The sequence below is a fragment of the Catenuloplanes nepalensis genome (assembly GCF_030811575.1).
Lineage (GTDB): Bacteria > Actinomycetota > Actinomycetes > Mycobacteriales > Micromonosporaceae > Catenuloplanes > Catenuloplanes nepalensis.
Map to the genome: position 1 here is coordinate 719,242 of NZ_JAUSRA010000001.1, position 26,772 is coordinate 746,013.

General features: G+C 71.3%; 21 protein-coding genes and 1 pseudogene. 18 read left to right on the plus strand and 4 right to left on the minus strand.

Annotation, left to right across the window (positions count from 1 at the left end):
• Positions 1 to 45: 45 nt before the first annotated feature.
• Complete coding sequence (locus J2S43_RS03060) at positions 46 to 840, minus strand: hypothetical protein (RefSeq protein WP_306827013.1); 795 nt, start codon at positions 838 to 840, stop codon at positions 46 to 48.
• A 163-nt stretch (positions 841 to 1,003) separates the two neighbouring features.
• On the opposite strand from J2S43_RS03060, the gene J2S43_RS03065 reads away from it, so the two are divergent.
• The 4 genes from J2S43_RS03065 to J2S43_RS03080 all read left to right on the plus strand — a co-directional run bounded on the left by J2S43_RS03065 (position 1,004) and on the right by J2S43_RS03080 (position 6,403).
• Positions 1,004 to 3,994, plus strand: coding sequence for a tetratricopeptide repeat protein (locus J2S43_RS03065; RefSeq protein ID WP_306827014.1), 2,991 nt, complete (start codon positions 1,004 to 1,006; stop codon positions 3,992 to 3,994).
• 65 nt (positions 3,995 to 4,059) lie between these two features.
• Complete coding sequence (locus tag J2S43_RS03070; RefSeq protein ID WP_306827015.1) at positions 4,060 to 5,691, plus strand: GMC oxidoreductase; 1,632 nt, start codon at positions 4,060 to 4,062, stop codon at positions 5,689 to 5,691.
• 41 nt (positions 5,692 to 5,732) lie between these two features.
• Positions 5,733 to 5,990: a type II toxin-antitoxin system Phd/YefM family antitoxin gene (locus tag J2S43_RS03075; protein WP_306827016.1), complete on the plus strand. Its 258-nt coding sequence runs from the start codon at positions 5,733 to 5,735 to the stop codon at positions 5,988 to 5,990.
• A gap of 2 nt (positions 5,991 to 5,992) precedes the next feature.
• Complete coding sequence (locus J2S43_RS03080) at positions 5,993 to 6,403, plus strand: type II toxin-antitoxin system VapC family toxin (RefSeq protein WP_306827017.1); 411 nt, start codon at positions 5,993 to 5,995, stop codon at positions 6,401 to 6,403.
• Between the two features lies 1 nt (position 6,404).
• Here the strand turns inward: J2S43_RS03080 and J2S43_RS42115 are convergent, their stop codons facing one another.
• Complete coding sequence (locus tag J2S43_RS42115; protein ID WP_370881592.1) at positions 6,405 to 6,656, minus strand: type II toxin-antitoxin system VapB family antitoxin; 252 nt, start codon at positions 6,654 to 6,656, stop codon at positions 6,405 to 6,407.
• The gene (locus J2S43_RS03085) at positions 6,635 to 7,288 is read right to left on the minus strand and encodes an MBL fold metallo-hydrolase (protein WP_306839174.1); all 654 of its coding nucleotides are present in this window, start codon (positions 7,286 to 7,288) and stop codon (positions 6,635 to 6,637) included. The genes J2S43_RS42115 and J2S43_RS03085 overlap by 22 nt, the downstream gene beginning before the upstream one ends.
• A gap of 86 nt (positions 7,289 to 7,374) precedes the next feature.
• Between J2S43_RS03085 and J2S43_RS03090 the strand changes: the two genes are divergently transcribed.
• The 12 genes and pseudogenes from J2S43_RS03090 (at position 7,375) to J2S43_RS03145 (ending at position 22,802) form a co-directional block, all read left to right on the plus strand.
• Positions 7,375 to 9,168, plus strand: a complete 1,794-nt coding sequence (locus J2S43_RS03090) for a hypothetical protein (RefSeq protein WP_306827018.1) — start codon at positions 7,375 to 7,377, stop codon at positions 9,166 to 9,168.
• A gap of 199 nt (positions 9,169 to 9,367) precedes the next feature.
• Entirely contained in the window at positions 9,368 to 12,343 is a 2,976-nt protein-coding gene (uvrA, locus tag J2S43_RS03095; RefSeq protein WP_306827019.1) for an excinuclease ABC subunit UvrA, read from the plus strand.
• A 207-nt stretch (positions 12,344 to 12,550) separates the two neighbouring features.
• Positions 12,551 to 13,057, plus strand: a complete 507-nt coding sequence (locus tag J2S43_RS03100; protein WP_306827020.1) for a Rieske (2Fe-2S) protein — start codon at positions 12,551 to 12,553, stop codon at positions 13,055 to 13,057.
• A 114-nt stretch (positions 13,058 to 13,171) separates the two neighbouring features.
• Positions 13,172 to 15,436: pseudogene (gene uvrC, locus J2S43_RS03105) on the plus strand (excinuclease ABC subunit UvrC); the annotation flags it as partial.
• A gap of 190 nt (positions 15,437 to 15,626) precedes the next feature.
• Positions 15,627 to 16,508 (plus strand): RNase adapter RapZ, encoded by an 882-nt coding sequence (rapZ, locus tag J2S43_RS03110; protein WP_306839176.1) that lies wholly within the window; start codon positions 15,627 to 15,629, stop codon positions 16,506 to 16,508.
• Positions 16,505 to 17,473, plus strand: coding sequence for a gluconeogenesis factor YvcK family protein (locus tag J2S43_RS03115; protein WP_306827022.1), 969 nt, complete (start codon positions 16,505 to 16,507; stop codon positions 17,471 to 17,473). Before rapZ ends, J2S43_RS03115 begins: the two co-directional genes overlap by 4 nt.
• A 62-nt stretch (positions 17,474 to 17,535) precedes the next feature.
• The gene (whiA, locus tag J2S43_RS03120) at positions 17,536 to 18,516 is read left to right on the plus strand and encodes a DNA-binding protein WhiA (RefSeq protein WP_306827023.1); all 981 of its coding nucleotides are present in this window, start codon (positions 17,536 to 17,538) and stop codon (positions 18,514 to 18,516) included.
• Between the two features lie 415 nt (positions 18,517 to 18,931).
• The gene (gene gap, locus J2S43_RS03125) at positions 18,932 to 19,939 is read left to right on the plus strand and encodes a type I glyceraldehyde-3-phosphate dehydrogenase (RefSeq protein ID WP_306827024.1); all 1,008 of its coding nucleotides are present in this window, start codon (positions 18,932 to 18,934) and stop codon (positions 19,937 to 19,939) included.
• A gap of 12 nt (positions 19,940 to 19,951) precedes the next feature.
• Entirely contained in the window at positions 19,952 to 21,148 is a 1,197-nt protein-coding gene (locus tag J2S43_RS03130; protein WP_306827025.1) for a phosphoglycerate kinase, read from the plus strand.
• The gene (gene tpiA / locus J2S43_RS03135) at positions 21,148 to 21,939 is read left to right on the plus strand and encodes a triose-phosphate isomerase (RefSeq protein WP_306827026.1); all 792 of its coding nucleotides are present in this window, start codon (positions 21,148 to 21,150) and stop codon (positions 21,937 to 21,939) included. The genes J2S43_RS03130 and tpiA overlap by 1 nt, the downstream gene beginning before the upstream one ends.
• A gap of 118 nt (positions 21,940 to 22,057) precedes the next feature.
• On the plus strand, positions 22,058 to 22,315 hold the full coding sequence (gene secG / locus J2S43_RS03140; RefSeq protein WP_306839178.1) for a preprotein translocase subunit SecG: 258 nt from the start codon (positions 22,058 to 22,060) through the stop codon (positions 22,313 to 22,315).
• 142 nt (positions 22,316 to 22,457) lie between these two features.
• Positions 22,458 to 22,802 (plus strand): RNA polymerase-binding protein RbpA, encoded by a 345-nt coding sequence (locus J2S43_RS03145; protein ID WP_306827027.1) that lies wholly within the window; start codon positions 22,458 to 22,460, stop codon positions 22,800 to 22,802.
• A 151-nt stretch (positions 22,803 to 22,953) separates the two neighbouring features.
• Here J2S43_RS03145 and J2S43_RS03150 read toward each other — a convergent pair whose 3' ends face one another.
• The gene (locus J2S43_RS03150; protein WP_306827028.1) at positions 22,954 to 23,379 is read right to left on the minus strand and encodes a DUF4440 domain-containing protein; all 426 of its coding nucleotides are present in this window, start codon (positions 23,377 to 23,379) and stop codon (positions 22,954 to 22,956) included.
• Between the two features lie 239 nt (positions 23,380 to 23,618).
• Here J2S43_RS03150 and J2S43_RS03155 point away from each other — a divergent pair, with 239 nt between their 5' ends.
• Positions 23,619 to 25,775 (plus strand): hypothetical protein, encoded by a 2,157-nt coding sequence (locus J2S43_RS03155; RefSeq protein ID WP_306827029.1) that lies wholly within the window; start codon positions 23,619 to 23,621, stop codon positions 25,773 to 25,775.
• Complete coding sequence (locus J2S43_RS03160) at positions 25,772 to 26,770, plus strand: endonuclease domain-containing protein (RefSeq protein WP_306827030.1); 999 nt, start codon at positions 25,772 to 25,774, stop codon at positions 26,768 to 26,770. The genes J2S43_RS03155 and J2S43_RS03160 overlap by 4 nt, the downstream gene beginning before the upstream one ends.
• Positions 26,771 to 26,772 lie beyond the last annotated feature (2 nt).

Sequence of the window (26,772 nt, forward strand, 5' to 3'; positions counted from 1 at the left end):
GTGGCCGGGGCGGCAACCCCGGCCACTGGATATCGGTGTGGCGGGTCAGGGGAGGGCCTTGGGCTCTCCGTAGAGGAAGTCGTCCATGACGACCAGGTCGGTGCTGGACGTGTCGTTGGTCCAGGCGCCGAGGGCGGCGTTGCCGGTGGTGATGCGGACCTCGGCGATGTCCGCGTCGGTCGTGACGCCGAGGAACGACAGGCTCTTGGACGACGCGGTGCCGGCCGGCACCCACTCGCCCCAGAGCAGGCCGCCCCAGCGGTCGTAGACGTCGACGCGCGTGGTGTTCGCCTTGTCGACGTCGGTGAAGACGGCGCCGAAGCCCTTGACGGCCGCGGGCTCGGTGCTGCCGGGCACGAAGAACTTGATCGTGGTCTTGTTCGTGTTGACCGGCGTGAACAGCCGCTCCGGGCTGAACGTGCCGAAGATCGACGGGTACGTCGAGTTGATGTTGCCGAACCGGACCGGCGCCGCGGACGGGTTGGAGCTGTCCGCGCTGACCTGGAACGTCGAGGCGCCGGAGAAGACCACGCCGCGCGGCGCGGTGGTGTTGAAGAAGTCCCGCGGCAGTGCGTTCGGAGCCGACTGCGCGTCCGGCGTGCCGTCCCAGTTGATCTCCCGGCGGCCGGCCGGCTGGGTGCCGAGCAGGCTCCCGTTGTTCGGGTCGCCGAGCAGCAGCCGGTACGCGGCGACCGTGCCCTGCAGGCCGGCGGCGTTCGAGGCCGCGCCCTGGATCTTCGTGAACGACGCCGGTGCGGCGGAGGCCGGGCCGGCCACCGGCAGCAGGGCCGCGGTGACGGCACCGGCGGTTACCGCGATGACGGCGAGACGCCTGAGCATCTGTTTCCCCTTCGGAGGAGTTCGGAACTGACCTCACGACAGTGGCGGCCGGGTGCGGGGGGAGACGCGGGGTGGCGCGGGGGGAAGCGCGGAAATACCGGGTCATCGCGGAGCCGACAATCCGCTTGACCGTGACGGCCATGGATCGAATGCTTGCCAGGTCATGACCGCGCCCCCGCTCACCCGATTCATCGGCCGCCGCCGCGACGTCACCGAGATCCGTCGCCTGCTCGGCGAGTCACGCCTGCTCAGCCTCGTCGGACCCGGCGGCAGCGGTAAGACGCGGCTGGCCCGGGAGATCTGCACCGGGCCGGACACGGCCTGGGTGATGCTGGCCGAGGTGGAGGCGGCCCAGGCCGGCCCCGCGGTGCTCGATGCCCTCGGGGTCGCCGAGGTGCCGGGGCGCTCGCTCGCCGACCTGATCGGCCACCGGTCGCTGCTGCTGGTGCTGGACAACTGCGAGCACCTGGTCGAGGCGGTCGCCGAACTGGCCGTCCGGCTGCTGCGCGACTGCCCCGGCCTGTCCGTCCTGACCACCACGCGGGAGCCGCTGGCCGTGGCGGGCGAACACGTCTGGTGGGTCGACGGGCTGCCCGGCGCGGAGTCGATGCAGCTGTTCGCGGACCGGGCGCGGCGCGTCGCACCCGGCTTCACGGTCGGCGACGGCAACGCGGACGCGGTGGCCCGGCTCTGCCGCCGCCTGGACGGCATGCCGCTCGCACTCGAGCTCGCGGCCGCCCGCGTCCGCATGCTGCCACCGCAGCGCATCCTGGACCGCCTCGACGACGCGTTCGGGCTGCTGGTGACCGCGGACCGGGACGTGCCCGCGCGGCACGCCACGCTGCGCGCCGCGCTCGACTGGAGCTACGACCTGCTGCCACCGCCGGAACGGGACCTCTTCGCCCGGCTCGCGGTCTTCCGTGGCGGCTTCACGCTGGACGCGGCCGAGGCGGTCGGCGGCCCGGACGCGCTGCCGCTGCTCGCCCGGCTCGTCGACAAGTCGCTGGTCCAGGCGCAGGCGGACGGCGACACCGAGCGGTACCGGCTGCTCGACGTGGTCCGGCAGTACGCTTCGTCGCTCGGCCCCGCGGGCCCGGCCGAGCACGCGCGCTACTACACGGCGCTGGCCGAGCGGGCGGACGCGCGGCTGACCGGAGCCGGCCAGGAGCTGTGGCTCGACCGGCTGCGCGTGGAGTGCGACAACATGCGGTCCGCGTTCGTGTGGGCGCACGAGCACGACCCGGCCACGGCGATCCGGTTGGCCGCCGCGCTCGGCCGCTACCACCGGCTGCGCGGGCGGTACGCGGAGGGCGGCGAACGGCTCCGGGCCGCACTGGACCTGGCCGGGCCGGACACGCCGCCGGCGCTGCTGGCCAAGGCGCTGGCCGCGCTCGGCACGCTGGAGTTCCTGCAGTGCGCGTACGAGCCGGCCACCGCCCACCTGGACCGCGCGGTCACGCTGCTCACCCGGGCCGGTGACCGGCGCGGCGCCGCCACCGCGCTGCAGAACCTCGGCGGCATCGCCCGCGAGCAGGGGCGGTACGCGGATGCCCGCGCCCGGCACGAGCAGAGCCTGGACATCTGGCGCGACCTCGGCGACTCGGCCGGCACCGCCCGGGCGATCAAGTCGCTGAGCTTCACGGCCTGGGTGGAGGGTGACTACGCGCGCGCGGCCCCGCTCGCGGCGGACGCGCTGCGCCGGTTCCGGGAGCTGGGCGACGCCGAGGGCATGGTCGGCGCGCTGGTCGACCTCGGCGCGGCCACGCTGCGCGGTGGCGACCCGGCCGGGGCCCGGCCGCTGCTCCGCGAGGCGCTCGCGCTGTCCCGCCGGCTCGGGTCGGACGAGGGGATCGCGTGGGCGACCGAGCAGCTCGGGCTGGCCGCGCTCGCGCTCGGTGAGCGGGAGGAGGCGCGCGGCCTGCTGCGGGACGCGCTGACCGTGCATCACGGGGTGGGAGACCGGTGGCGTACCGCCGGGGTGCTGGACGTGCTGGCCGGACTGGTGACGGACGCGCGTACCGCCGCGGTGTTGTTGTCGGCCGCGGCCGCGGCGCGCACCGAGATCGGCACCCCGCTGCCGCCGTGCGACCGGCTGGAACGAGAGCGGGGGGTACGAGCGGTGGCCTCGCGCCTGGGGCCGGGGGAGTGGGAGCGCGCGGTGGTGGAGGGCAGGGCGTCGACGCTTCCCCGGGCGGTGGAGCTGGCGCTCGCCGCCTCGGACCCACCGCCGTCCGCCGGACCGCCCGCCGCGCCGGTCCCGGCGAACCCGCGGGTCGACGCGCCGGGTGCGGCGCCGGCCGGCGGGACCGAGGACGCGCCGGCCGTTTCGCTGCCACAGCCGTCCGGACCACGATCGCGCGGACCCGCGCCGGTGGGCGGTGTCGCGCCGGCGTCCGTGGGCGGTGTCGCGCCGGCTTCCGTGGGCGGCCACCCGCCGGGGCGGCTGGTCGTGCACGCGCTGGGCCGCGCCCGTGTGCTCGTCGGCGACCGCCGGCTCGGCCCCGAGGACTGGACCTACGCGAAACCGCGCGAGCTGCTCTACCACCTGCTGACCCACCCCGGTGCGACCAAGGACGAGATCGGCGCCGCGCTCTGGCCCGAGGCCGCGGCCGCGGAGCTGCGCAACAGCTTCCACACCTGCCTGAAGCACCTGCGCCGCGCGCTCGCCGGCGCCGCCACCGTGCGCTTCACCGCCGGCGGTTACCGGCTCGACGGCGACGTCGTCTACGACGTCGACACGTTCCTGGCCGCGGCCGGCGAGGACTCGGAGGACATCGCCGCGCTCGCCGACGCCGCCGGCCGCTACCCCGGCGACTTTCTCACCGACGTACCGGCCGGCGACTGGGCCGACGTCCCCCGAGACCGGCTGCGCCGCCGCTACGAGCAGATCATGCTGACTCGTGGCGTGCTGCTCGGCCGCGAGCGCCGCTTCACCGAGGCCGCCGAGACGTTCGCCCGCCTGATCGAGCACGATCCGCTGCTGGAGGCCGCCCACCGCGGGCTGATGCGCTGCCACGCCGCGCTCGGCAACCCGGCCCGCGCGCTCCGCCAGTACGACGACCTGGTCACCCTGCTGCACTCCCAGATCGGCGCCCCGGCCTCACCGGAGACCCGCGCGCTGCACGCCCGCCTCCGCCACGCCATGGCGGCCTGAAGATCGACGTGCGGCGTTCCCCGGGCCGGGCCAGACTGCGTGCAGCCGACCCCTGAGGAGCGACCGTGGCCGCGGAGCTGACCCGCCGGAACGTGCTGGCCCTGTCCGCCGCGGCGCTGCTGCCCGGGCCGCCGTCGCCGCCCCGCATCCGGCGGGAGCATCACCGGGTGATCATCGTCGGTTCCGGGTACGGCGGTGCCATCGCCGCGTACCGCCTGGCCGAGGCCGGTGTTCGTACCCTCGTGCTGGAACGCGGCCGCCGCTGGCCGGTTCTCCCCGGCGGTGACACCTTCCCGCCGTTCCTGCGCCCGGACCGCCGCTCGTCGTGGTTCACCCCCTCGCCGGTCTACCCCGGCATGCCGCCCGTGGTCTACCGCCCGTACGCCGGTCTCTTCGAGCGGGTCCACGGCGACGGCATGGACGTGATCACCGGAGCCGGCGTCGGCGGCCTCTCGCTGGTCGACGGCGTGATGCTGCAGCCGGACGGCGACGTGTTCAGCCGCGTGATGCCGCCCGGCGTCGACTACCAGGAGATGGCCGACGTCCACTACCCGCGCGTCCGGGCGCGGATCAGCGCCGCGTCGATCCCGGACGACGTGCTCGCCCACCCGCGGTACGCGCCCACCCGGCTCTTCCTCGACCAGGCCGCCCGCGCCGGACTGCCCGCCGGCCGCCTCGACGAGGCCTGCGACTGGTCCGTGGTCCGCGACGAACTCGCCGGCACCGCCGTACCCGCGGCCTCGATCGGCGAGTACCTGACCGGCATCAACAGCGGCGCGCGTACCTCCGTGGACCGCAACTACCTGGCCTGGGCGGAGGCGTCCGGCCTGGCCGAGGTGCGCCCGCTGCACGTGGTCACGGACATCTCCGCGTCGTCCTCGCAGGGGCGCTACGAGGTCCGTGCCCGGCACATCACCGTGGACGGCGATCTCGTGGCGGAGCTGGTCCTCACCGCGGACGCGCTGATCCTGGCCGCGGGCTCGATGGGCAGCACCCGCCTGCTGGTCCGCGCGCGCGACACCGGCGCGCTGCCGCACCTGAACGACCAGGTCGGGCTGCACTGGGGCAACAACGGACTCCGCCTCCACCTGCGCGCGCTGGTCCCGTCGCCGACCGGGGCGTACCAGGGCGGGCCGACCAGCGTGGCGATCAAGCGCTGGTCCGATCCGGCGCGTGCGGTCACGGTCGAGTTCGGGCCCGCGCCCTTCCCGGTGGAGACGCACGCGATGCCGCTGCCCGGCATCGGGCTGTGCGCGCCCGAGGGCCGCTTCACGTACCGTCCGCTCACCGACGAAGCCCGTCTGACCTGGCCTTCCACGGCCGACGCCGCCGCGCAGAGCGCGATTCGAGAAACCCTGCAAACCCTTGTCGCGGGTACGCCGTCGCCGGGCCCGAATCCGCCGCTCACCGGCATCCCGGCGCTCGACGGCCTGCTCTCCGCCGCCGCTGCCGCGCCCTACGGCCTGCTCGACATGAACGCGCTGGAGCCGTACACGTTCCACCCGCTCGGCGGCGCGGTCCTCGGCCGCGCCTGCGACCTGTTCGGCCGCGTCCACGACCACCCCGGCCTCTACGTCCTCGACGCGTCCCTGATCCCCGGCTCCACCGCCGCCTGCAATCCCGCCCTCACCGTCGCCGCCCTCACCGAACGCTGCCTCGACACCCTCCTTCCCACCGACGCGGGAACGGTCTTCTGATTACCTGCGGTACAGTCTAGTCAGTCTAGACAGGGGGCGTTATGTACTGGCAGGTGCAAGAAGCCAAACAGCGTTTCAGTGAGGTGTTGCGTGCTGCGGAGACGGGCGAGCCGCAAATCGTCACCAAGCACGGCGAGGAGGTCGCGGTCGTGATCGATATCGCCGCGTATCGCAGGTTGAAGGGTGAGCAGGTCGGTTTGATGGAATATCTGCGTGTTGATCCGCTCGACGACGTCGACCTCGATGCCGAGATCGGCCGGACGGGTGAACCGCCCCGCGACATTGACCTGGCTGGCTGAGCGTGGCATTTCTGCTCGACACGAATGTGGTCTTCGAGTTGCGCAAGAGCGTGCCGGATCCACGCGTCGTCGCATGGCAGGCGGCCAACTCCCGCGCCGTCGCCTATCTGAGCGCCATGGTCGTCGGCGAGATACGGCGCGGCGTCGAACGACTCCGTCCGCGTGACCCGAAGCAGGCCGAGATTCTGGAGCGCTGGTTGACCGGTCTGACGTCCTCGTACCGTGACCGCCTTCTGCCCGTCACGGCAGAGGTCGCGGAGGAATGGGGGCGGCTGAGTGCCACGGGTCAGCCGCCGCCCGTCATCGACGGCCTGATGGCGGCAACCGCGCGCGTCCACGGCCTGACACTCGTCACCCGCAACGTCATCGACGTCGCCCGCACCGGCGTCCCTCTGATCAATCCATTCGACTGATTCAGCGGCGGACGGGCCCGCGGTAGGCGCTCCTTCTCAGAAGATCGTCGATGCGCGCGCTTCGCCGAGTTCTGCGAGCCGGCTGAGGGCCCGGGCCCGCCGGAGCTCGTTCCGTGGTCACCCGGAGGGCGGTGTTCACCGTGTCCGTCCGGGATTTCGTGCCGAGCAGCTTCGCTGCTTCAGTGAGCGCGTCGTCGTCGATGTCGATCCGTGTATCCGGAATCGAGGTGTCTACCAGCCGCGGGTGCGCCACTCGAGGAGGGAGGGACGCTCCGCGCCGAGGGTGGAGTCGTCGCCGTGGCCGGGGTAGAACCAGGTGGTGTCGGGGAGGCGGGTGAAGAGCTTGGTCTCGACGTCGGTGATCAGGGAGTCGAAGGCGGCTCTGTTGCCGCGCGTGTTGCCGACGCCGCCGGGGAAGAGCGAGTCGCCGGTCCACAGGTGTGCGATGCCGGCCGGGTCCTGATAGAGCAGCGCGATCGAACCCGGTGTGTGGCCGACCAGGTGGATGACCTCCAGCGTGACCTCACCGACCGTGATCGTGTCGCCGTCGACCACGGTGCGGGTGACGACCGGTAGCTCCGCGGCGTCGTCGCGGTGCGCGATCGACTCGGCGCCGGTGGCGGAGACGACCTCGGCCAGCGCGCCCCAGTGGTCGCCGTGCGCGTGCGTGGTCACCACAGTCGCCAGATCGGAGCCGGTCAGCGCGAGCAGCACGTCCGCGTCGTTCGCGGCGTCGATCAGCAGCTGGGTGCCGGTGGTCGTACAGCGGAGCAGGTAGGCGTTGTTGTCGAACTCTCCGCCGACCGACTGCTTGGTGATGGTCAGCGCGGGCAGCTCCCGCACGGCCGGGCCGGAGCCCGGTGAGACATGACCGGTGTACGACACGAGACCCGCCCCCATGCATCGATGATCGAATCAAGTCCCAGCGTAGCGACAGGGACGGGCCGCGCGCGTTCTGGCATGATGCGCGGGTGCGAGTCCTGGACAGCGCGCCCGAGGAGGCGACACCGAAGCCCGACGGCGGGCGTGCATCCCACCGGCTGTGGGACGTGGTCGCCGGCGTGGTCTACACGGCGCTGGCGGTGCTGGTCACCTCACGCCTGTGGGCCGACCCGGACGGCCGTGTTCTCAAGGCGAACGAGGACGATCACGGGTTCTTCCTGTTCGTGCTCGCGCACGCGGAGCGCGCGGTCTTCCACGGGGAGGGCCTGTTCTTCACGGACCGGCTGAACTTCCCGGACGGCATCAACATGATGGCGAACACGTCGATCCTGGCGCTGGGCGTCCCGGTCTCGCCGATCACGCACTGGTTCGGCCCGGGCGTCTCGATGGCGCTGTTGATCACGATCGGGCTGGGCGGCACGGCCGCGGCGTGGTACTGGGTGCTCGGCCGGCACTTCGTGAGCCACCGGAGCGCCGCGTTCGTGGCCGGGCTGTGGGGCGGGTTCGCGCCGGCGATGATCTCGCACGCGAACGGGCACATCAACTTCACCGTGCTGATCCTGGTGCCGTTCCTGTTCTGGCGCGTCGCCGAGCTGCGCCGGCCCGAGAGGCCCGTCCGGAACGGCGTCGTCCTCGGCCTGCTGATCACCGCACAGGTCTTCGTCAACGAGGAGATCCTGCTCTTCGTGGCGCTGGCCTGCGCGATCTTCACGGTCTCGTGGCTGCTGATGCACCGGGACCGGATCGGCACCGTGTGGAAGCCCGGGCTGACCGGGCTCGCGGTCGCGGCCGGCACCTCCGGCGTCCTCCTCGCGTACCCCCTGTTCCAGCAGTTCCTGGGTCGTCAGCACTATCGCGGCCTGCCGTTCACGCCGGACGTCTACGTCACCGACCTCGCGTCGTACGTGTTCTACGCCCGCCAGTCGATCGCCGGACACACCGGCCTGGCCGAGTCGCTGAGCGTCAGCGCGACCGAGGACAACAGCTTCTTCGGTCTGCCGCTGGTCGTGCTGCTGGTGGTGTGCGCGGTGCTGACCTGGCGGCTGCGGGCGATGCGCGCGGTCGTGATCACCGGCCTGGTCTTCGTGATCATCGCGTCCGGGCCGACGCTGGTGGTCGGCGGCGTGGACACCGAGGTGCCGATGCCGCTGTTCTTCGTCAGCCACCTGCCGCTGATCAACCTGATCACCACCACGCGCTTCACCATGGTCGTGGTCTGGGCCTGCGCGTTCCTGCTGGCCTTCGCGACCGACCGGGTGCTGCGGGAGCACACCGAGAAGCCGGGGCGGCGGGTCGTCCTCTGGTGGGTGACGATCGCGGTCGCGCTGCTCCCGGTCGCGCCGAAGCCGCTGATCACCGCGCCGGCCACGCCGATGCCCGAGCTGATCACGTCCGGCCAGTGGCGCGAGTTCGTACCGGACGGCCGCTCGCTGGTCCCGGTCCCGCTGCCCGAGGTGACGGTGGGCCGGGAGGGCATGCGGATGGCCGCGTTCACCGCGCTGGACGCGCCGGTGCCGCGCGGCTACTTCATGGGCCCGACGAACGGTGAGACGGAGACGACCGGCACGTGGAACGCGCCGGCCCGGCGCACCTCGGACATCCTGTTCGAGATCGTCCGGTCCGGGCGGGCGCCGGTGGTGACCGCGGCGGATCGGGCCGCCGCGCTGGACGACCTGAGATACTGGAAGGCCGGTGCGCTCGTGCTGGGGGAGCGGCACGCGCAGGCGGACGTCCTCAGGGCCACGGTGACCGACCTTCTGGGGCGGCAGCCGGAACTCGTGGGCGGCGCCTGGGTGTGGAAGGTGTCGGACCTCCCGATCTGAGGCCGGCCGAAAATGTCGTACCCCCCGGTTAGAGTCGCCTGCGGCGCTCTCATGCGGTCTGACCTGCTGTTAGTACCCCGGAAGGGGAAGTGGGAGTTCAACCGGGGTAAGAGACGTTGGAACATCCCGGGCCGCTGCGCGGCCCGATGTGACACACACCACAGGCATGGCACTTTTTGAGCTGGGAAGTGGGCGGGCAGTGACCGACCGACTGATCATTCGTGGCGCGCGTGAGCACAACCTCCGCGACGTCTCCCTTGATCTGCCACGCGACGCGATGATCGTCTTCACCGGCCTCTCCGGGTCGGGCAAGTCCAGCCTCGCGTTCGACACGATCTTCGCCGAGGGCCAGCGGCGGTACGTGGAGTCCCTCTCCTCGTACGCGCGGCAGTTCCTCGGCCAGATGGACAAGCCGGATGTCGACTTCATCGAGGGCCTCTCGCCCGCGGTGTCGATCGACCAGAAGTCGACGTCGCGTAACCCGCGCTCGACCGTCGGCACCATCACCGAGGTGTACGACTACCTGCGCCTGCTCTTCGCGCGCGCCGGTGTCCCGCACTGCCCGGTCTGCGGCGAGCTGATCTCCAAGCAGTCACCGCAGCAGATCGTCGACCGGATCCTCGCGATGACGGAGGGCACCCGGTTCATGGTGCTCTCCCCGGTGGTCCGCGGCCGCAAGGGCGAATACGTCGACCTCTTCGCCGAGCTGCAGACCAAGGGTTACGCGCGGGCCCGGGTCGACGGCGTGGTCTACCCGCTGACCGAGCCACCGAAGCTGAAGAAGCAGGAGAAGCACACGATCGAGGTGGTCATCGACCGCCTCAGCGTGAAGGCGAGCGGCAAGCAGCGGCTCACCGACTCGGTCGAGGCCGCGCTCGGCCTCTCCGGCGGCCTGGTCATCTTCGAGTTCGTCGACGCGCCGGAGGACGACCCGGACCGCGAGCGGCTCTTCTCCGAGCACCTGGCCTGCCCGAACGAGCACCCGCTGGCGATCGAGGACCTGGAGCCCCGGGTCTTCTCGTTCAACGCACCCTATGGCGCCTGCCCGGAGTGCACCGGCCTCGGCACGAAGAAGGAGATCGACCCGGAGCTGGTCATCCCGGACATCGAGCGCACGCTGCGTGACGGCGCGGTGCAGCCGTGGTCCGGCGGCCAGACCCAGGAATACTTCCTGCGTCTGCTGGAGGCGCTCGGCGAGCAGGAGCACTTCACGCTGGACACGCCGTGGCGGAAGCTGTCCTCCTCCGCGCAGAAGACGATCCTGTTCGGCGCCGAGGACCAGGTCCACGTCAAATACCGGAATCGGTACGGGCGGGATCGGTCGTACTACACCGGTTTCGAGGGCGTCATGCAGTGGATCGAGCGCCGCCACTCGGACACCGAGTCGGACTGGTCCCGGGAGAAGTACGAGGGTTACATGCGGGACGTGCCCTGCGGCACGTGCAAGGGCGCCCGCCTCAAGCCCGAGGTGCTGGCCGTCACGCTCAACGACAAGTCCATCGCGGAGGTCTGCAACCTCTCGATCGGCGAGTGCGCGGACTTCCTCGGCGAGATGCAGCTCAACGACCGGCAGAAGATGATCGCCGAGCGGGTGCTCAAGGAGATCAACGCGCGGCTCCGGTTCCTGGTCGACGTGGGCCTGGACTACCTGTCGCTGGACCGGCCGGCCGGCACGCTCTCCGGCGGCGAGGCGCAGCGCATCCGGCTGGCCACGCAGATCGGCTCCGGCCTGGTCGGCGTGCTCTACGTGCTGGACGAGCCGTCGATCGGCCTGCACCAGCGGGACAACCACCGGCTGATCGAGACGCTGCTCCGGCTGAAGAACCTGGGCAACACGCTGATCGTGGTCGAGCACGACGAGGACACGATCCGCCAGGCCGACTGGGTGGTCGACATCGGGCCGGGCGCGGGCGAGCACGGCGGCAAGGTCGTGCACTCCGGGCCCTACTCCGGGCTGCTGAAGAACAAGGAGTCCGCGACCGGGGCCTACCTGTCCGGCCGGAAGAAGATCCCGACGCCGATGGTGCGCCGCCCGCGTACCCCCGATCGGGAACTGGTCGTGCAGGGCGCCCGGGAGAACAATCTGCGCGGCGTGACCGTGCCGTTCCCGCTCGGGCAGCTGATCTCGGTCACCGGCGTCAGCGGCTCCGGCAAGTCCAGCCTGGTCAACGACATCCTCTACAAGGTGCTGGCCAACCAGATCAACGGCGCGAAGATGGTGCCGGGCCGGCACTCGCGGGTGTCCGGGCTCGACCAGATCGACAAGGTGGTCGGCGTGGACCAGTCGCCGATCGGCCGCACTCCGCGGTCGAACCCGGCGACGTACACGGGCGTGTTCGACAACATCCGCAAGCTGTTCGCGGAGACCACCGAGGCGAAGGTGCGCGGCTACGGTCCGGGCCGGTTCTCGTTCAACGTGAAGGGCGGTCGCTGCGAGAACTGCGCGGGCGACGGCACGATCAAGATCGAGATGAACTTCCTGCCGGACGTCTACGTCCCCTGCGAGGTCTGCAAGGGCGCGCGCTACAACCGCGAGACGCTGGAAGTGCACTACAAGGGCAAGACGATCTCCGAGGTGCTGGAGATGCCGATCGAGGAGGCCGCGACCTTCTTCGAGCCGATCACCTCCATCCACCGGCACATGAAGACGCTGGTCGAGGTGGGCCTCGGCTACGTCCGGCTGGGCCAGCCCGCGCCGACGCTCTCCGGTGGTGAGGCGCAGCGCGTCAAGCTCGCCTCCGAACTGCAGAAACGATCCAACGGCCGCAGTGTGTACGTGTTGGACGAGCCGACCACCGGCCTGCACTTCGAGGACATCCGCAAGCTGCTGCTGGTCCTGGAGGGCCTGGTCGACAAGGGCAACACGGTGATCGTGATCGAGCACAACCTCGATGTGATCAAGTCGTCCGACTGGCTGATCGACATGGGCCCCGAGGGCGGCCACCGCGGCGGCACTGTGCTCGCCATGGGCACGCCGGAGGAGCTGGCCGAGGTGCCGGGCAGCCACACCGGCCAGTTCCTGCGCCCGATGCTCGGCCTCACCGGCGAACCGTCCGGCGCGAAGGACGCGGTCGCCCGCGCCGCGAAGGCGAACGGAGAAAAGGTCAACTCGGTGAAACCGGCCGCGGCCACGAAGGCTCGTTCCAGTCGGGCCAAGGCCACGGCGAGCCGATAGCGGGACGGTAAGGCAACCCTCTGTCAGCAGACCGTGCCCGGGTTCTTCTGTTACGCACAGGTGTGTTCTCTACCGTGAGTAACGGACGTGGGGTGGTTCGGCCGGTTCTCATCGAACCGGCCGGGCCCGCCACCCGTGTCTATGGACGTGGACGCGCACGGCGGCACAGCGGCCGGCGCACCGCGGGCTAACAGGAGGGTTTACAGCATGAAGAACGAGCAGGTGCTCGAGGCCGGGACCGCGTCGCGCCGGATGCTGCTGGTCGGCGCCGGATCCGTGGGTGCGGTCGCCGCGCTCGCCGCGTGCGGCACCGAGTCCGACTCGCCGAGCACGAGCTCGGGGGCCGGGTCCGACCCGACCACGGGTGCCCCCTCGACGACCGGCGCGGAGAGCAGCGCGCCCTCGACCGGCGGCGGCGACACCGCGGCCGACGCGATCGCCAAGACCACGGACATCCAGGTCGGCAGCGGCGTGATCCTCGCGGAGCAGCAGGTCGTCATCACGCAGCCGGCCGCGGGCACGTTCAAGTGCTTCAGCAACATCTGCACCCACCAGGGCTGCCCGGTGAGCAGTGTGGACGGTGGCTCGATCGTCTGCAAGTGCCACAACAGCCTGTTCTCGATCGAGGACGGTTCGCCGACCTCCGGCCCGGCGCGCCAGCCGCTGGAGGAGAAGCAGATCACCGTCGACGGCGAGTCCATCACGCTCGCCTGAGTTCTCGGCCCGTGATCCAGGCGTCATTCATGTCGTTCTGACGACATGAATGACGCCTGGATCACGAGGGCTGGGGCGGGCGGGGTTGTCGGACCCCCGGATTAGGGTGGATGAGTGCCCGATCCGTCGACCTACCGCCCCGCGCCCGGGACCATCCCCGAGTCCCCCGGTGTCTACCGGTTCCGTGACCCGACCGGCCGGGTGATCTACGTCGGCAAGGCGAAGAGCCTGCGCAGCCGGCTGAACTCGTATTTCGCCGACACGTTCACGCTGCACCCGCGCACCCAGCAGATGGTCACCACGGCCGGCTCGGTCGACTGGGTGACGGTCGGCAGCGAGGTCGAGGCGCTCCAGCTGGAGTTCACCTGGATCAAGCAGTTCGACCCGCGCTTCAACGTGAAGTACCGGGACGACAAGTCCTACCCGTTCCTCGCGGTCACGCTGGACGAGGACTATCCGCGGCTCCAGGTGATGCGCGGCGCCAAGCGCAAGGGCGTCCGCTACTTCGGGCCCTACTCGCACGCGTGGGCCATCCGCGAGACGCTCGACCTGCTGCTCCGCGTCTTCCCGGCACGCACCTGCTCGGCCGGCGTGTTCAAGCGCGCGTCCCAGGTCGGCCGCCCCTGCCTGCTCGGTTATATCGGCAAGTGTTCCGCGCCGTGCACCGGCCAGGTCAGCATGGACCAGCACCGCGACATCGTCGACGACTTCTGCGACTTCATGGCCGGCAAGACCGACACCATGGTCAAGAAGCTGGAGCGGGAGATGATGTCCGCGTCCGACGAACTCAACTTCGAGCTCGCGGCTCGGTTGCGGGACGACGTCGCGGCACTCCGGCGCGCGCTGGAGAAGCAGGCCGTGGTGCTCGGCGACGGCACCGACGCGGACGTTGTCGCGTTCGCCGACGACCCGCTCGAAGCCGCGGTCCAGGTCTTCCACGTGCGCGACGGGCGCATCCGGGGCCAACGCGGCTGGGTGGTGGAGAAGAACGAGGAGCTGTCCCTCGGCGACCTCGTCCACCACTTCTGCACCCAGGTCTACGGCGCCGAGCAGGGCGAGGCCGACGTGCCGCGCGAGCTGCTCGTCCCCGCGCTGCCGGACGACGCGGACGCGCTCGCCGACTGGCTCTCCGGCCACCGCGGCAGCCGCGTGCAGATCCGCATCCCCCAGCGCGGCGACAAGAAGACGCTGATGGAGACGGTCGCGCGGAACGCGGCCGAGTCGCTGACCCGGCACAAGCTGAAGCGCTCCGGCGACCTGACCACGCGCAGCAAGGCGCTGGAGGAGATCGCGGACGCGCTCGGCATGGAGACGGCGCCGCTGCGCATCGAGTGCTTCGACGTCTCGCAGATCCAGGGCACCGACGTGGTCGCCAGCATGGTCGTGTTCGAGGACGGGCTGCCCCGCAAGGGGGAATATCGGCGGTTCATCGTGCGCGGCGACCGGCACGGCGGCGGCATGGACGACCTCTCCGCGATGTCCGAGGTGATGCGCCGCCGCTTCGCCCGCCTCAAGTCCGAGAACGCGCAGGCCGGAGCGCAGGCCGACGCCGCGCGGGCCGGCGGCGGCTGGTCGGGCGCGACCGGCCCGGGCGCCGCCGCGGACTACCAGGAAGGGGGTGCGGACTACCAGGAAGCGGGCGTGGGTGGCCAGGATGCGGGTGCGGACTACCGGGACGCGGGCGTGGGCGGCCAGGATGCGGTGACGGGCGGGCGGCGCCCGATCGTCGGCGGGGAGCACGCGGTTGCGGGCGAGGAGCCGGTCGCGAATGAAGAGGTCACCGCGGGTGGCGAGCTGGCGCCCGGCGGCGAGGCGGAGAGCGTGGAGCTCACCGCGCGCGGCGAGCCGGTCCCGGCGGAGCTGCCCGGCATCGATCCGACCACGGGCCGGCCGCGGCGCTTCGCGTACCCGCCGAATCTGATCGTGGTCGACGGCGGCGCGCCGCAGGTCGCGGCCGTGGCCGCGGTGATGGCCGAGATGGGCGTCACCGACGTGGCGCTCTGCGGCCTGGCCAAGCGGCTGGAGGAGGTCTGGCTGCCGGACGACGAGTACCCGGTCATCCTCCCGCGCAACTCCGAGGCGCTCTACCTGCTCCAGCGCGTCCGCGACGAGGCACACCGGTTCGCCATCACCTTTCACCGGCAGCGTCGTTCCAAGCGGATGACGGTCTCCGCGCTCGACGACGTGCCGGGCCTGGGCGAGGTGCGCCGCAAGGCGCTGCTGCGGCAGTTCGGCTCGGTCAAGAAGCTCGCGGCCGCGTCACCGGCCGAGATCGCCGAGGTCCCGGGCATCGGCCCGCGCACGGCCGAGGCCATCATCGCCGCCCTGACGGGTGAAAAGTTGGCCGCACCCGCGGGCCCGGAGACGGCCGATACACCGGGGAACAGCGCATCCACCCCGGATGTTGAGCCCGAAGCGGGCGCACGGCCGGCAGTGAGCGAACTCTAGGATTGGCGCCCGACAGACTTTCGACCATGAGGGGGCCGTCGTGACCGAGCGGCGCGACGACGAGCGACCGGAGGACACAGTGACCGACCGGCTCGACCGGCACGGCGAACAGCGACCGGAGGTGGACGCGGAGGCCCGATCCGAGGTCAGCCTCGTCATCGTGACCGGCGTCTCCGGCGGCGGCCGCAGCACCGTGGCCCGTGCGCTGGAGAACGTCGGCTTCTACGTGGTCGACAACCTCCCGCAGGCGCTCATGGTGGACATGGCCGAGCTGGCGTTCGCGGCCGGTGGCCCCGCCACCCGGCAGACCGCCATGGTGCTGGACGTGCGCAGCCGCGCGTTCTCCACCGACCTGCCCGGCGCGGTCCAGGCGCTGCGTGACAAGGGCTTCCACCCGAGCGTGGTGTTCGTCGACGCGGACGACGAGGTGCTGATCCGCCGCTTCGAGAGCGTCCGCCGCTCGCATCCGCTGCAGGGCGACGGGCGGCTGGAGGAGGGCATCGCGGCCGAGCGGAAACTCCTCGAGGAGGCCCGCGAGCAGGCCGACGTCATCATCGACACCAGCCACCTGAACGTCAACCAGCTGCGCCGGCGGGTCGAGGAGCTGTTCGGCGGCGAGGACGCGCGCCGGCTGCGGGTGACCGTGCTGTCGTTCGGCTTCAAGTACGGGCTGCCGCCGGACGCGGACTTCGTGCTCGACGCCCGGTTCCTGCCGAATCCGTACTGGGTGCCGGAGCTGCGCGAGTTCACCGGCCGGGACGAGTCGGTCAGCTCGTACGTGCTGGGCCAGGACGGTGCGCTCGACTTCGTCGGCTCCTACGCCGGGCTGATCGCGGCCACCGCGTCCGGCTTCGAGCGCGAGGGCAAGCGCTACCTGACCGTGGCGATCGGCTGCACCGGCGGCAAGCACCGCAGCGTCGCCATCAGCGAGGAGCTCGCCACCCGGCTGCGCGAGGCCCGCCTGTCCGCGAACGCCCAGCACCGCGACCTGGGGCGCGAGTGACGGTAAAAGTAGTCGCATTCGGCGGGGGACACGGGCTGGGAGCGTCGCTGCGGGCGCTCCGGCGGGTCCGGCCCGAGCTGGACCTGGAGCTGACCGCCGTGGTCACCGTGGGTGACAACGGCGGGTCCAGCGGGCGGTTGCGCGCGGAGCGGGGCATCCTTCCGCCCGGCGACCTGCGTCAGGCGCTCGCCGCGCTCTCCGCGGAGGACGAGACGTCCGCGCGCACCGCCGCGCTGCTGCAGCACCGCTTCACCGCCGCCGGCTTCGGCGACGAGGACCCACTCACCGGTCACGCGGTCGGCAACCTGCTGCTCTGCGGCCTGATGGAGTTGCTCGGCGACCCGATCGCCGCGCTCGACCACGCGGCCGGCCTGGTCCGCGCGCAGGGCCGGGTGCTGCCCATGTCCAAGCACGGCGTGCAGCTGGAAGCGGACGTGTGCGGCGCCGACCCGGCCCGGCCGGACGAGATCAGCACCGTGCACGGCCAGCACGAGGTCGCGGTCACCCGCGGCACCGTGCGGCAGGTCCGGCTGCTGCCCAAGGACCCGCCGGCCTGCCCGGAGGCGCTCGCCGCCGTGGCCGAGGCGGACTGGCTGATCTTCGGGCCGGGCAGCTGGTACACCAGCGTGATCCCGCACCTGCTGGTGCCGGAGCTGGCCGCGGCCATCCTGAGCAGCCCGGCGCGGAGACTGGTGCTGCTCAACCTCGCGGCGGAGAAGGAGACGCTCGGGCTCTCCGTCGCCGATCACCTGGCCGCGCTCGCCTGGTACCTGCCGGGACTGACCGCGGACGTGGTCCTCGCGGATCCCGCGGCGGTCGGTGACCCCGAACCGGTCGCGGTTGCGGCAGAATCGCTGGGTGCCCGGCTGGTGCTGGCACCCGTCGCGGTGCCGGACGGCAGCCCGCGGCATGATCCCATCACACTCGGCGCCGCGCTGGTGCCGGTGCTGGGAGTCGATCGTTAAGCCATGGGCGAGGCGAGCCGAGACGGACAACTCAAGGATTGCGTGCACGAGGTGACGACGATATGGCGATGACTGCGGCCGTCAAGGACGAGCTGAGCCGCGTGGAAGTGGCGAAGCCGTGCTGTCGGCGGGCCGAGATGACCGCGCTCCTGCGCTTCTCGGGCGGGTTGCACATCGTGTCCGGCCGGGTGGTCGTGGAGGCCGAGCTCGACACCGGCGTCGCGGCGCGCCGCCTCCGGCGGGAGATCGCCGAGGTGTACGGCTACTCCAGCGAGACACACGTGCTCGCCTCCGGTGGCCTGCGCAAGGGCAGCCACTTCATCGTCCGGGTGGTCAAGGACGGCGAGGCGCTGGCCCGGCAGACCGGGCTGCTCGACGTGCGCGGCTGGCCGGTGCGGGGGCTTCCGCACCACGTGATCTCCGGGAACGCGTGCTGCGCGGTCGCGGCGTGGCGGGGCGCGTTCATGGCGCACGGCTCGCTCACCGAGCCGGGCCGATCGTGCGCGCTGGAGATCACCTGCCCCGGCCCGGAGTCGGCGCTGGCGCTGGTCGGCGCGGCCCGGCGGATCGGGATAACGGCCAAGCAGCGCGAGGTGCGCGGCGTGGACCGGGTCGTGGTCAAGGACGGCGACGCGATCGCGGCGCTGCTGACCAGGATCGGCGCGCACTCCAGCGTGCTCTCCTGGGAGGAGCGGCGGGTCCGCCGCGAGGTCCGGGCCACGGCGAACCGGCTGGCGAACTTCGACGACGCGAACCTGCGCCGGTCCGCCCGGGCCGCGGTCGCGGCGGCGGCGCGGGTCACCCGCGCGCTGGAGATCCTTTCCGAGGACGCGCCGAACCACCTGACGTCCGCCGGTCACCTGCGGTTGCAGCACCGGCAGGCGTCGCTGGAGGAGCTGGGTGCGCTGGCCGACCCGCCGCTGACCAAGGACGCGATCGCCGGGCGCATCCGGCGGCTGCTCGCGCTCGCCGACAAGCGGGCCCGTGACCTGGGAATACCGGACACCGAGGCGGCGGTCACGCCCGAGATGCTCGCTTGCTGAGCTGAACCCCTGGCGAGATCCAGGCGCCCCCATGTCGGTCGAACAGCATGGGGGACGCCTGGATCTTGTGGTGTTGCGGTCGGTGACGCCGCACGTCCGTACCCGCGCGGGTTCGTGATCTTGAAAATGCCCGGAGGGGGCTGAAGTGCCCTGGTGGGTGCCGGTGTAACCGGACAGGATGGGATCCTTAGCCCCGCCGCAACGGCGCTGCAACAACTCAGATAGTGTTCGCAGCGTACGGCGACGGGGCCGGCAAACCGGTTCTCACCCTCGTCGTGGTGCGGTCTTCTTGCGCAACCGCGGCAGGGCTATCCGGGACGACCATTTGGCGGCCGGCTGCGGTAAACGGTCGGCACACGTGTCCGCCGGTGACGGGGAAATCCCGCGGCGGGCCAGATCGCGAGGAGACGGACCTGTGACCATCCGGGTTGGTATCAACGGCTTCGGCCGGATCGGCCGTAACTTCTTCCGGGCGGTGCTCGCCTCCGGTGCCGACGTGCAGATCGTCGGCGTGAACGACCTGACCGACAACAAGTCGCTCGCCCACCTGCTGAAGTACGACAGCATCCTGGGCCGCCTCGGCCACGAGGTCAAGGCGACCGACACCGAGATCACCGTCGGTGGCAACACGTTCCGCGCGTCCGCCGAGCGCGACCCGAGCAAGCTCGCGTGGGACGCCGTCGGCGCCGACATCGTGATCGAGTCGACCGGCTTCTTCACCGACGCCACCAAGGCCAAGGCGCACATCGAGGCCGGCGCCAAGAAGGTCATCATCTCCGCTCCGGCGAAGAACGAGGACGTCACGGTCGTCATGGGCGTGAACCACGACAAGTACGACCCGGCGTCGCACACCGTGATCTCGAACGCGTCCTGCACCACGAACTGCCTCGCGCCGATGGCCAAGGCGATCAACGACGCGATCGGCATCGAGCACGGCCTGATGACCACGATCCACGCGTACACGCAGGACCAGAACCTGCAGGACGGCCCGCACAGCGACCTGCGCCGTGCCCGCGCCGCCGCGCTGAACCTGGTGCCGACCTCGACCGGCGCCGCCAAGGCGATCGGCCTGGTCATGCCGGAGCTCAAGGGCAAGCTGGACGGCTTCGCGGTCCGCGTGCCGATCCCGACCGGCTCCGCCACCGACCTGACGTTCGTGGCCTCGCGCGAGACCACGGTCGAGGAGGTCAACGCCGCGGTCAAGGCCGCCGCCGAGGGTGCGCTCAAGGGCTACCTGACCTACTCCGAGGACCCGATCGTGTCCTCGGACATCGTCACCGACCCGTCCTCCTGCATCTTCGACGCGCCGCTGACCAAGGTCATCGGTGGCACGCAGGTCAAGGTCGTCGGCTGGTACGACAACGAGTGGGGCTACTCCAACCGTCTCGTCGACCTGGTCAAGTACGTCGGCGCCTCCCTGTAAGGGACAACCTCTGTGAAGACTCTCGACGACCTGCTCGGCGAGGGTGTCTCAGGTCGGCGCGTGCTCGTGCGCGCCGACCTGAACGTCCCGTTCGAGAAGGACTCTGACCCGCGCGTCATCAGCGACGACGGCCGGATCCGCGCGGTGTTGCCGACGCTGGTCGCGCTCCGCGACGCGGGTGCCCGCGTCATCGTGATGTCCCACCTCGGCCGTCCCAAGGGCGCGCCGGACCCGGCCTACACGCTCGCGCCGGTCGCCGAGCGGCTTCGTGAGCTGCTCGGATCCGCCGTGGTCTACGCGGAGGACACGGTCGGCCCCGGTGCCGAGACCGCGGTCGCCGCGCTGGAGGACGGTCACGTCCTGCTGCTGGAGAACCTGCGCTTCAACGCGGGCGAGACCAGCAAGGACTCCGCTTCCCGGGAGGCTTTCGCCGCGCAGCTGGCCGCGTTCGCGGACGTCTACGTGGGCGACGGCTTCGGTGCGGTGCACCGCAAGCACGCCAGCGTCTACGACGTGCCGGCCCTCCTTCCGCACTACGCCGGTGGCCTGGTCGGCCGCGAGGTCGAGGTGCTGAAGAAGGTCGCCTCGCCGGAGAAGCCCTACGTGGTGGTGCTCGGCGGCTCGAAGGTCAGCGACAAGCTGGCCGTGATCGAGGCGCTGCTGCCCCAGGTGGACAAGCTGCTCATCGGCGGCGGCATGTGCTTCACGTTCCTCAAGGCCCAGGGCCACGAGGTCGGGAAGTCGCTGCTCCAGGAGGAGATGATCTCCACGTGTGCCGATCTCCTGGCGCGCGGTGGCGATCGGATCGTGCTGCCGGTGGACGTGGTGGCGGCTTCGTCGTTCTCCGCTGATGCCGACCACGATGTCGTCCCTGCCGACGGGATTCCCGCCGACCGCCTGGGCCTGGACATCGGACCTTCGTCCGTCAAGCTCTTCGCCGAGGCCATCGCCGGCGCGAAGACCGTCTTCTGGAACGGCCCGATGGGCGTCTTCGAGCTGGCGCCGTTCGCGGCCGGCACCCGGGGCGTCGCCGAGGCGATCACCGAGGTGGACGGCTTCACCGTGGTCGGCGGCGGCGACTCGGCCGCGGCCGTGCGCACGCTCGGCCTGGACGAGGCTGCCTTCGGCCACATCTCCACGGGCGGCGGCGCCTCCCTGGAGTACCTGGAGGGCAAGACCCTCCCCGGCATCGCCGCTTTGGAGAAGTGATGGCGACCTCGTCGCGCCGGCCGCTGATGGCCGGCAACTGGAAGATGAACCTCAACCACTTCGAGGCGAACCTTCTCGTCCAGAAGCTGGCCGCGGGCCTCACCGAGAAGCAGCTGACCGACGTGGAGACCGTGGTTCTCCCGCCGTTCACCGACATCCGCACGGTGCAGACCGCGGTCGACGGTGACAAGCTGCTCATCGGCTACGGCGCGCAGGACATCTCGGCGCACAAGTCGGGTGCCTACACCGGCGAGATCTCCGGCGCGATGCTGGCGAAGCTCGGCTGCACCTACGTGGTGGTCGGGCACTCCGAGCGCCGTGAGTACCACAACGAGTCGGACGGCCTGGTCAACGCGAAGGCCAAGGCCGCGCTGGCGAACGAGCTCACGCCGATCCTGTGCATCGGCGAGGGCCTGGACGTCCGCGAGGCCGGCGGGCACATCGCCCACTGCGCCGACCAGCTCGAGGCCGGCCTGTCCGGTTTCGCCGCGGCCGAGGTCGAGAAGATCGTCATCGCGTACGAGCCGGTCTGGGCGATCGGCACCGGCAAGACCGCGACGCCGGAGGACGCGCAGGAGGTGTGCGGCGACATCCGCGCCCGCCTCGCGAAGAAGTACGGCCAGGAGACCGCGGAGAGGGTCCGTGTGCTCTACGGCGGCTCGGTGAAGGGCAACAACGTCGCCCAGATCATGGCGCAGCCGGACGTGGACGGCGCGCTGGTCGGCGGTGCGAGCATCGACGCCGAACAGTTCGTGCAGATCGTGCGTTTCCCGGAGCACGTCGCTCGCTGACGCGCTTCACACGAAGGGGGCCTTTTACCGGGCCCCCTTCCGCGTGCCCCGCGTGACCGCGACTTCGACCGCCCGCTATCCTTGGCACGGCCCTGCCCAAGAGAGGAACGACCCGATCATGCCGATGTGGTTCGCCTACACGTTGATCGTGTTGCTGATCATCACGAGCGCCATTCTGACCATGCTCATCCTGCTCCACCGGGGCAAGGGTGGCGGCATGTCCAGTATGTTCGGCGGCGGCGTCACCTCCAGCCTGGCCGGTTCGTCCGTGGCGGAGAAGAACCTCGACCGCTACACCGTTCTGGTCGGAATTGTGTGGTTCGCCTGCATCGTCGGGCTCGGCTTCTGGCTGAAACTCGCCGTCGACGGTGCCTGAGCGGCACTCCTAGTCGTACACTCTGCGCTTGGTCCCTGTCCTCGGGGCCAGGCGCAGAGTTTTTGGTGTCCAGCGCCGAACGGAACGCCGTCGGCGGATCGCAACGCTTCCACCGAACCCCCAACGGACAGAGGAGCGAATCGTGCCGAACGGCAGCGCTATCCGGGGCACCCGCGTGGGCTCCAGCCCCATGCGCCCCACCGAGAGAAGTGAACCGGCCCCGCGCGTTCCCGTCACCTACTGGTGCGGTAACGGCCACACGACCGAGCTGCTGCTCGCGGCCGAGGCGCCGACGCCGGAGGTCTGGGACTGCCCCCGCTGCGGCCAGCCGGCCGGTCGTGACCGGGAGAACCCGCCCGGACCGGCGCGACCGGAGCCGTACAAGACACACCTGGCCTACGTGAAGGAGCGCCGGTCCCCTGAGGACGGTGAAGCCATCCTCGCGGAGGCGCTGGCGGCGGTCCGGGCGCGGCGCGGGGAGCGTTAGAAGCGAAGAGCGTCAAGAGCTTTAGAAGCGGATTTCCCGCTTCCGGCGTGGTTTCTTTGGGCTTGCTCCCGCGGGCACCGGTCGTCGCTGGCGCTCCTCCCTGGCGGATCGTTGTGGGCCAGGTGGTCTCTCCTACCGACCGCCTGGCCTTTCACGCACCCAGGTGTTCCTTCAGCATGTCGCCCCAGCCGGGCTGGATCATGCTCTTGAAGCGCCATTCGCCGTTCTGCCTGGCCATCACGTCGACGTAGCGCGTCCGCGTGGTCTCGCCGTCGATGATCATCGTCGAGTCCGTGGTGACGACCGCCAGGTGGGCGTCGAGGAACGTCGGGCTGCGGTGGTTGTCGAACTCGACCCTGGCCGTGTCCGCGCCGGCCATGCTCATGGCCGCGATGAAGGTGGGCCGGTCCCAGACCTGGGCGACGCTCTCACCGGCCGAGTCGTCCGTCATCACCATCAGCGGGAAGATCGCCATGTCGGCCATGGCCTCGGTGTCGTTGCCGCGCGCGTGCGCGTCATAGCGAGCGAACCAGTCAAGCAGGGCGTCTACCTCGTCGGCAGCGGGTGTGTACGTCATACCGTACATTGTACGGCCCACCTTCGAGTGGCGTGGCGGGATATCCGATGTGGAAAGCGATATGCCGAATACGCAATTCCCACGGAGGTGTGAAGTGGACGGTCGCCGTTCACCCGGAACGCATTGGCCGATCGGTGCGGTTTCCACGGCCGATCGGTCGCACCCCGCGTCGCCTATGGTCTCCGCCGTGCGCGTTCTCTTAGGCTGTGCCGGAATGTTGGCAGCCCGCGACGGAGGGGTTGAGCACGCTGACGTCCGCCGCCTTCGCCGACGACCCGTTCGAGATCCGCAACTGGCCGGATTTCGCGCTCTATCTGAGCCTTATTCACCAGGCGACCGGCATGAGCCTGTCCGACCTGGAAGCCGCGGAGTCCGGTCTGGACGATCGCCGGCTCGACCGTGGCGCGGTCAGCGACGCGCTGATCGGGCGTCGCCCGATCAGGAAAGCGCTGCTGGAGAGCCTGCTGCGGGCGTGGTCGCTGCCGGACGTCCAGCGCGGCCAGGTGCGGGAGGTGTGGCGGCGGCTGGACGCGCGGGCCGGCGCCGGCCCGGCGAACGCCGGACGGTGCCGGGACGCCTCACCGCACGCGCTCGGTCTGCATGCGTCGATCCGGGTCGGCGATTCCGCTGATGATCTGCCGGCTTATGTCCGCCGCGACTTTGACGATCATCTCCGCGAGATCATTGCGAAAGGCGCGGACGAGGGCGCTTTCGTACTGCTGGTCGGTGGCTCCTCGACAGGGAAGACCCGATCACTCTACGAAGCGATTCTCAATGTTGTGCCGGACTGGTGGCTGCTGCATCCGGCCGATACGCGAGACGTGATCCGCGCCCATCGGGAGCCGACCGAGCGGACCGTGCTCTGGCTCGACGAGCTGCAGAACTTCCTCGGCGCCGACCCGCCGCTCAACCGCGCGATCCTGGACGGGCTGATGCGGGCCGGGATGATCGTGGTCGGCACGATCTGGTCCGAGCACTACATGGCCAGGTCGCCGCTGCGCCACCCGGACGGCTTCGACAAGTACGCCGACGACCGCCAGCTCCTCAAGCTGGCCACCCGGATCCGGGTGGACGCGGAGTTCACCGCCCGCGAGCGGGAGGAGGCGGCCGTCCTCGCGAAACGGGACGAACGGCTCCGGGTCGCGCTCGCCACCGGCGCCGGTGCGGGCCTGCCCCGGGCCCTGGTCGGCGCGTCCGCGCTGCTGGAGAGCTGGGAGCACGCGTCCAGCCCGTTCGTCCGCGCCGTGATCACCGCGGCCGCGGACGCCCGCCGGCTCGGCGTCGGCTCGCCGCTGCCGGAGGAACTGCTGCGGGACGCGATCGAGGGCTACCTCAGCCCGGCCGACCGGGCCGTCCCGCCCGAGCGATGGCTCGCCGGCGCGCTGCCCTACCTCACCGACGAGCTCGGCGGCGGCACCGCGGTGCTCGCGCCCTACGCCCGGAAGGCCGGATCGCTCGACGGGTACGTGATAGCCGACTTCCTCGCCCAGCACATCAGCGGCGTCAACCGCACGGCCTGCCCGCCGGACAGCCTGTGGGAGGCGCTGCTCGCGCACGTGACGAACCCGGACGACCTGCGCCGGCTCTCGGTCAGCGCACAGGCCCGCATGCGCTACCGGTACGCCGAGGCCGCGCTGCGCCGGCTCCCCGAACTCAACGACCTGGCCACGCTGGATCTCACGGACCTGCTGGTCCGGCAGGACCGCCTGCACGAGGCCCGGGTGCTGCTCGCCCAGCGGATCGCGGTCAGCCCCTCCGACGACCTGCGTGACCGGTACGACAAGCTGGTCAACCTCATGCGCCGCGCGGACCAGGTCCGGTCCCGGCCCGGCGTCACGGCCGCGGTCACCGGCCTCCTGGCCGACTTCGGCCGCGCCGACCTGCTGCGGGAGCGCGCCGATGCCGGCGACGTGACCGCGGCCGAGGCGCTCGTCGACGTGCTCGCCGAACAGGGGCACCTCGACGAGCTCCGGGAACGCGCGGATCGCGGGCACCGCTACGCCGCGGAACAGCTCGCCGACCTGCTCGCCCTGCACGGCCGGGTCGCCGAGCTGAGATCACGGGCGGAGAGCGGCGACGAGCCGGCCGGCCGCCGCTACCGGAAGATGATGGCCGACGGCGTTCCCGGCCGGGCCGAGGCCGCGCGGCAGATAGAGGAGCTGCGGGCGCAGGTCGACGGCGGAGACGAGCGGTCCGCGCGGACGCTCACCGCGCTGCTCTTCGACCTCGGCGTCGCGGACGCGCTGCTGGACGAGGTCAACGCGGGTACGCCCGGCGCCGTCGACCGCTACCTGGCGCTGCTCACCGCGCGCGAGGAGACGGATCGCGAGACGCTGCACCACCTCCGCGCCTTCGGCATCAACCCGGACGGCACCCCCGCGGCGGGTACGCCGTGACGCCCCTGACCGCGCTGCCGGTCGACCGGGTCGTGCGGGTGCGCGGCGCGGACCCGGACCGGATCGCGCTGCTCGCCGCGCACGGCGGCCCGGACGCGCCCGCCGTGCTCAGCCACCGGTTCCGCACCGCGAACCGGGTCGCCGGCTTCGTCGGCGCGGTCCTGGACGACCTGGAGACGGCCGCGATCGGGCTCTACCCGGCCTGGCTGCCGGCGGCGGAGCACATCGACTCGCCGGGCGGCGCCGGGTTGGCCGCGGTCCGGGCACTCGCGGCCGAGCGGGCCGCGGGCACGCCCCACTTCGGGCCGTTCCTCGCCGATCTGGCCGCGGGGGCGCTCTCCGGCGTACCCGCGCGGCGTCGTTTCGCCCCGGAGATCCGGGCCCGGGGGCTGGCCCGTGCGGTCGCGGACGGGCTGGGACGCGCGCGGCTGGTGCTGCTCATGCGGGTGCCGGACGGTCTGGGCGCGGAGGCCGAACGCACGGTCGTGGCCGGCGCGGAGTGGCTCGCGGACCGGGCCGGCACCGGCGTGTGGCTCTGCGGCGCGCCGCTCACCACGATCGACCGCCTCAGCGCCGTGGACCTGCCGGCCCGCGCGCCCACGCCCCGGAAACCGGCCGGCACGGTCGCCGCGGTCGAGGGAAGACCGCATCCGCGCAGCTGGTGCGAGGGCGCGCTGGAGGCGGCGCTTGCCCGGCAGCCGTGGGCGACCGGGCGGGCGTGGAACCAGACCTACCGGTCGCACGCGCTGGACAGCCCGGTGCGGCTCGATCTGCTGTGGCGGAACGAGCGCTGCGTCGTTGAGATCGACGGGCCGGAACACTGCCGGCCGGGTCGCTTCGAGGAGGACCGGCAGCGCGACGTGCGGCTCCAGCTCGACGGCTTCGCCGTCCTGAGATTCACCAACGCACGGGTACGCCACGACGTCGAGGCGGTCGTACGCCAGATCGGCACCTTGATCCACCAACGGCGACACGAACATCCGAGAGGGCAATGATC

Bases quoted from the DNA above. Each gene is read 5' to 3' on its own strand.
- tpiA (WP_306827026.1), top strand. From the start codon at position 21,148: ATGGCGACCTCGTCGCGCCGGCCGCTGATGGCCGGCAACTGGAAGATG.
- J2S43_RS03150 (WP_306827028.1), bottom strand. From the start codon at position 23,379: ATGACGTACACACCCGCTGCCGACGAGGTAGACGCCCTGCTTGACTGG.
- J2S43_RS03075 (WP_306827016.1), top strand. From the start codon at position 5,733: ATGTACTGGCAGGTGCAAGAAGCCAAACAGCGTTTCAGTGAGGTGTTG.
- J2S43_RS03060 (WP_306827013.1), bottom strand. From the start codon at position 840: ATGCTCAGGCGTCTCGCCGTCATCGCGGTAACCGCCGGTGCCGTCACC.
- J2S43_RS03100 (WP_306827020.1), top strand. From the start codon at position 12,551: ATGAAGAACGAGCAGGTGCTCGAGGCCGGGACCGCGTCGCGCCGGATG.
- whiA (WP_306827023.1), top strand. From the start codon at position 17,536: ATGGCGATGACTGCGGCCGTCAAGGACGAGCTGAGCCGCGTGGAAGTG.
- J2S43_RS03065 (WP_306827014.1), top strand. From the start codon at position 1,004: ATGACCGCGCCCCCGCTCACCCGATTCATCGGCCGCCGCCGCGACGTC.
- secG (WP_306839178.1), top strand. From the start codon at position 22,058: ATGCCGATGTGGTTCGCCTACACGTTGATCGTGTTGCTGATCATCACG.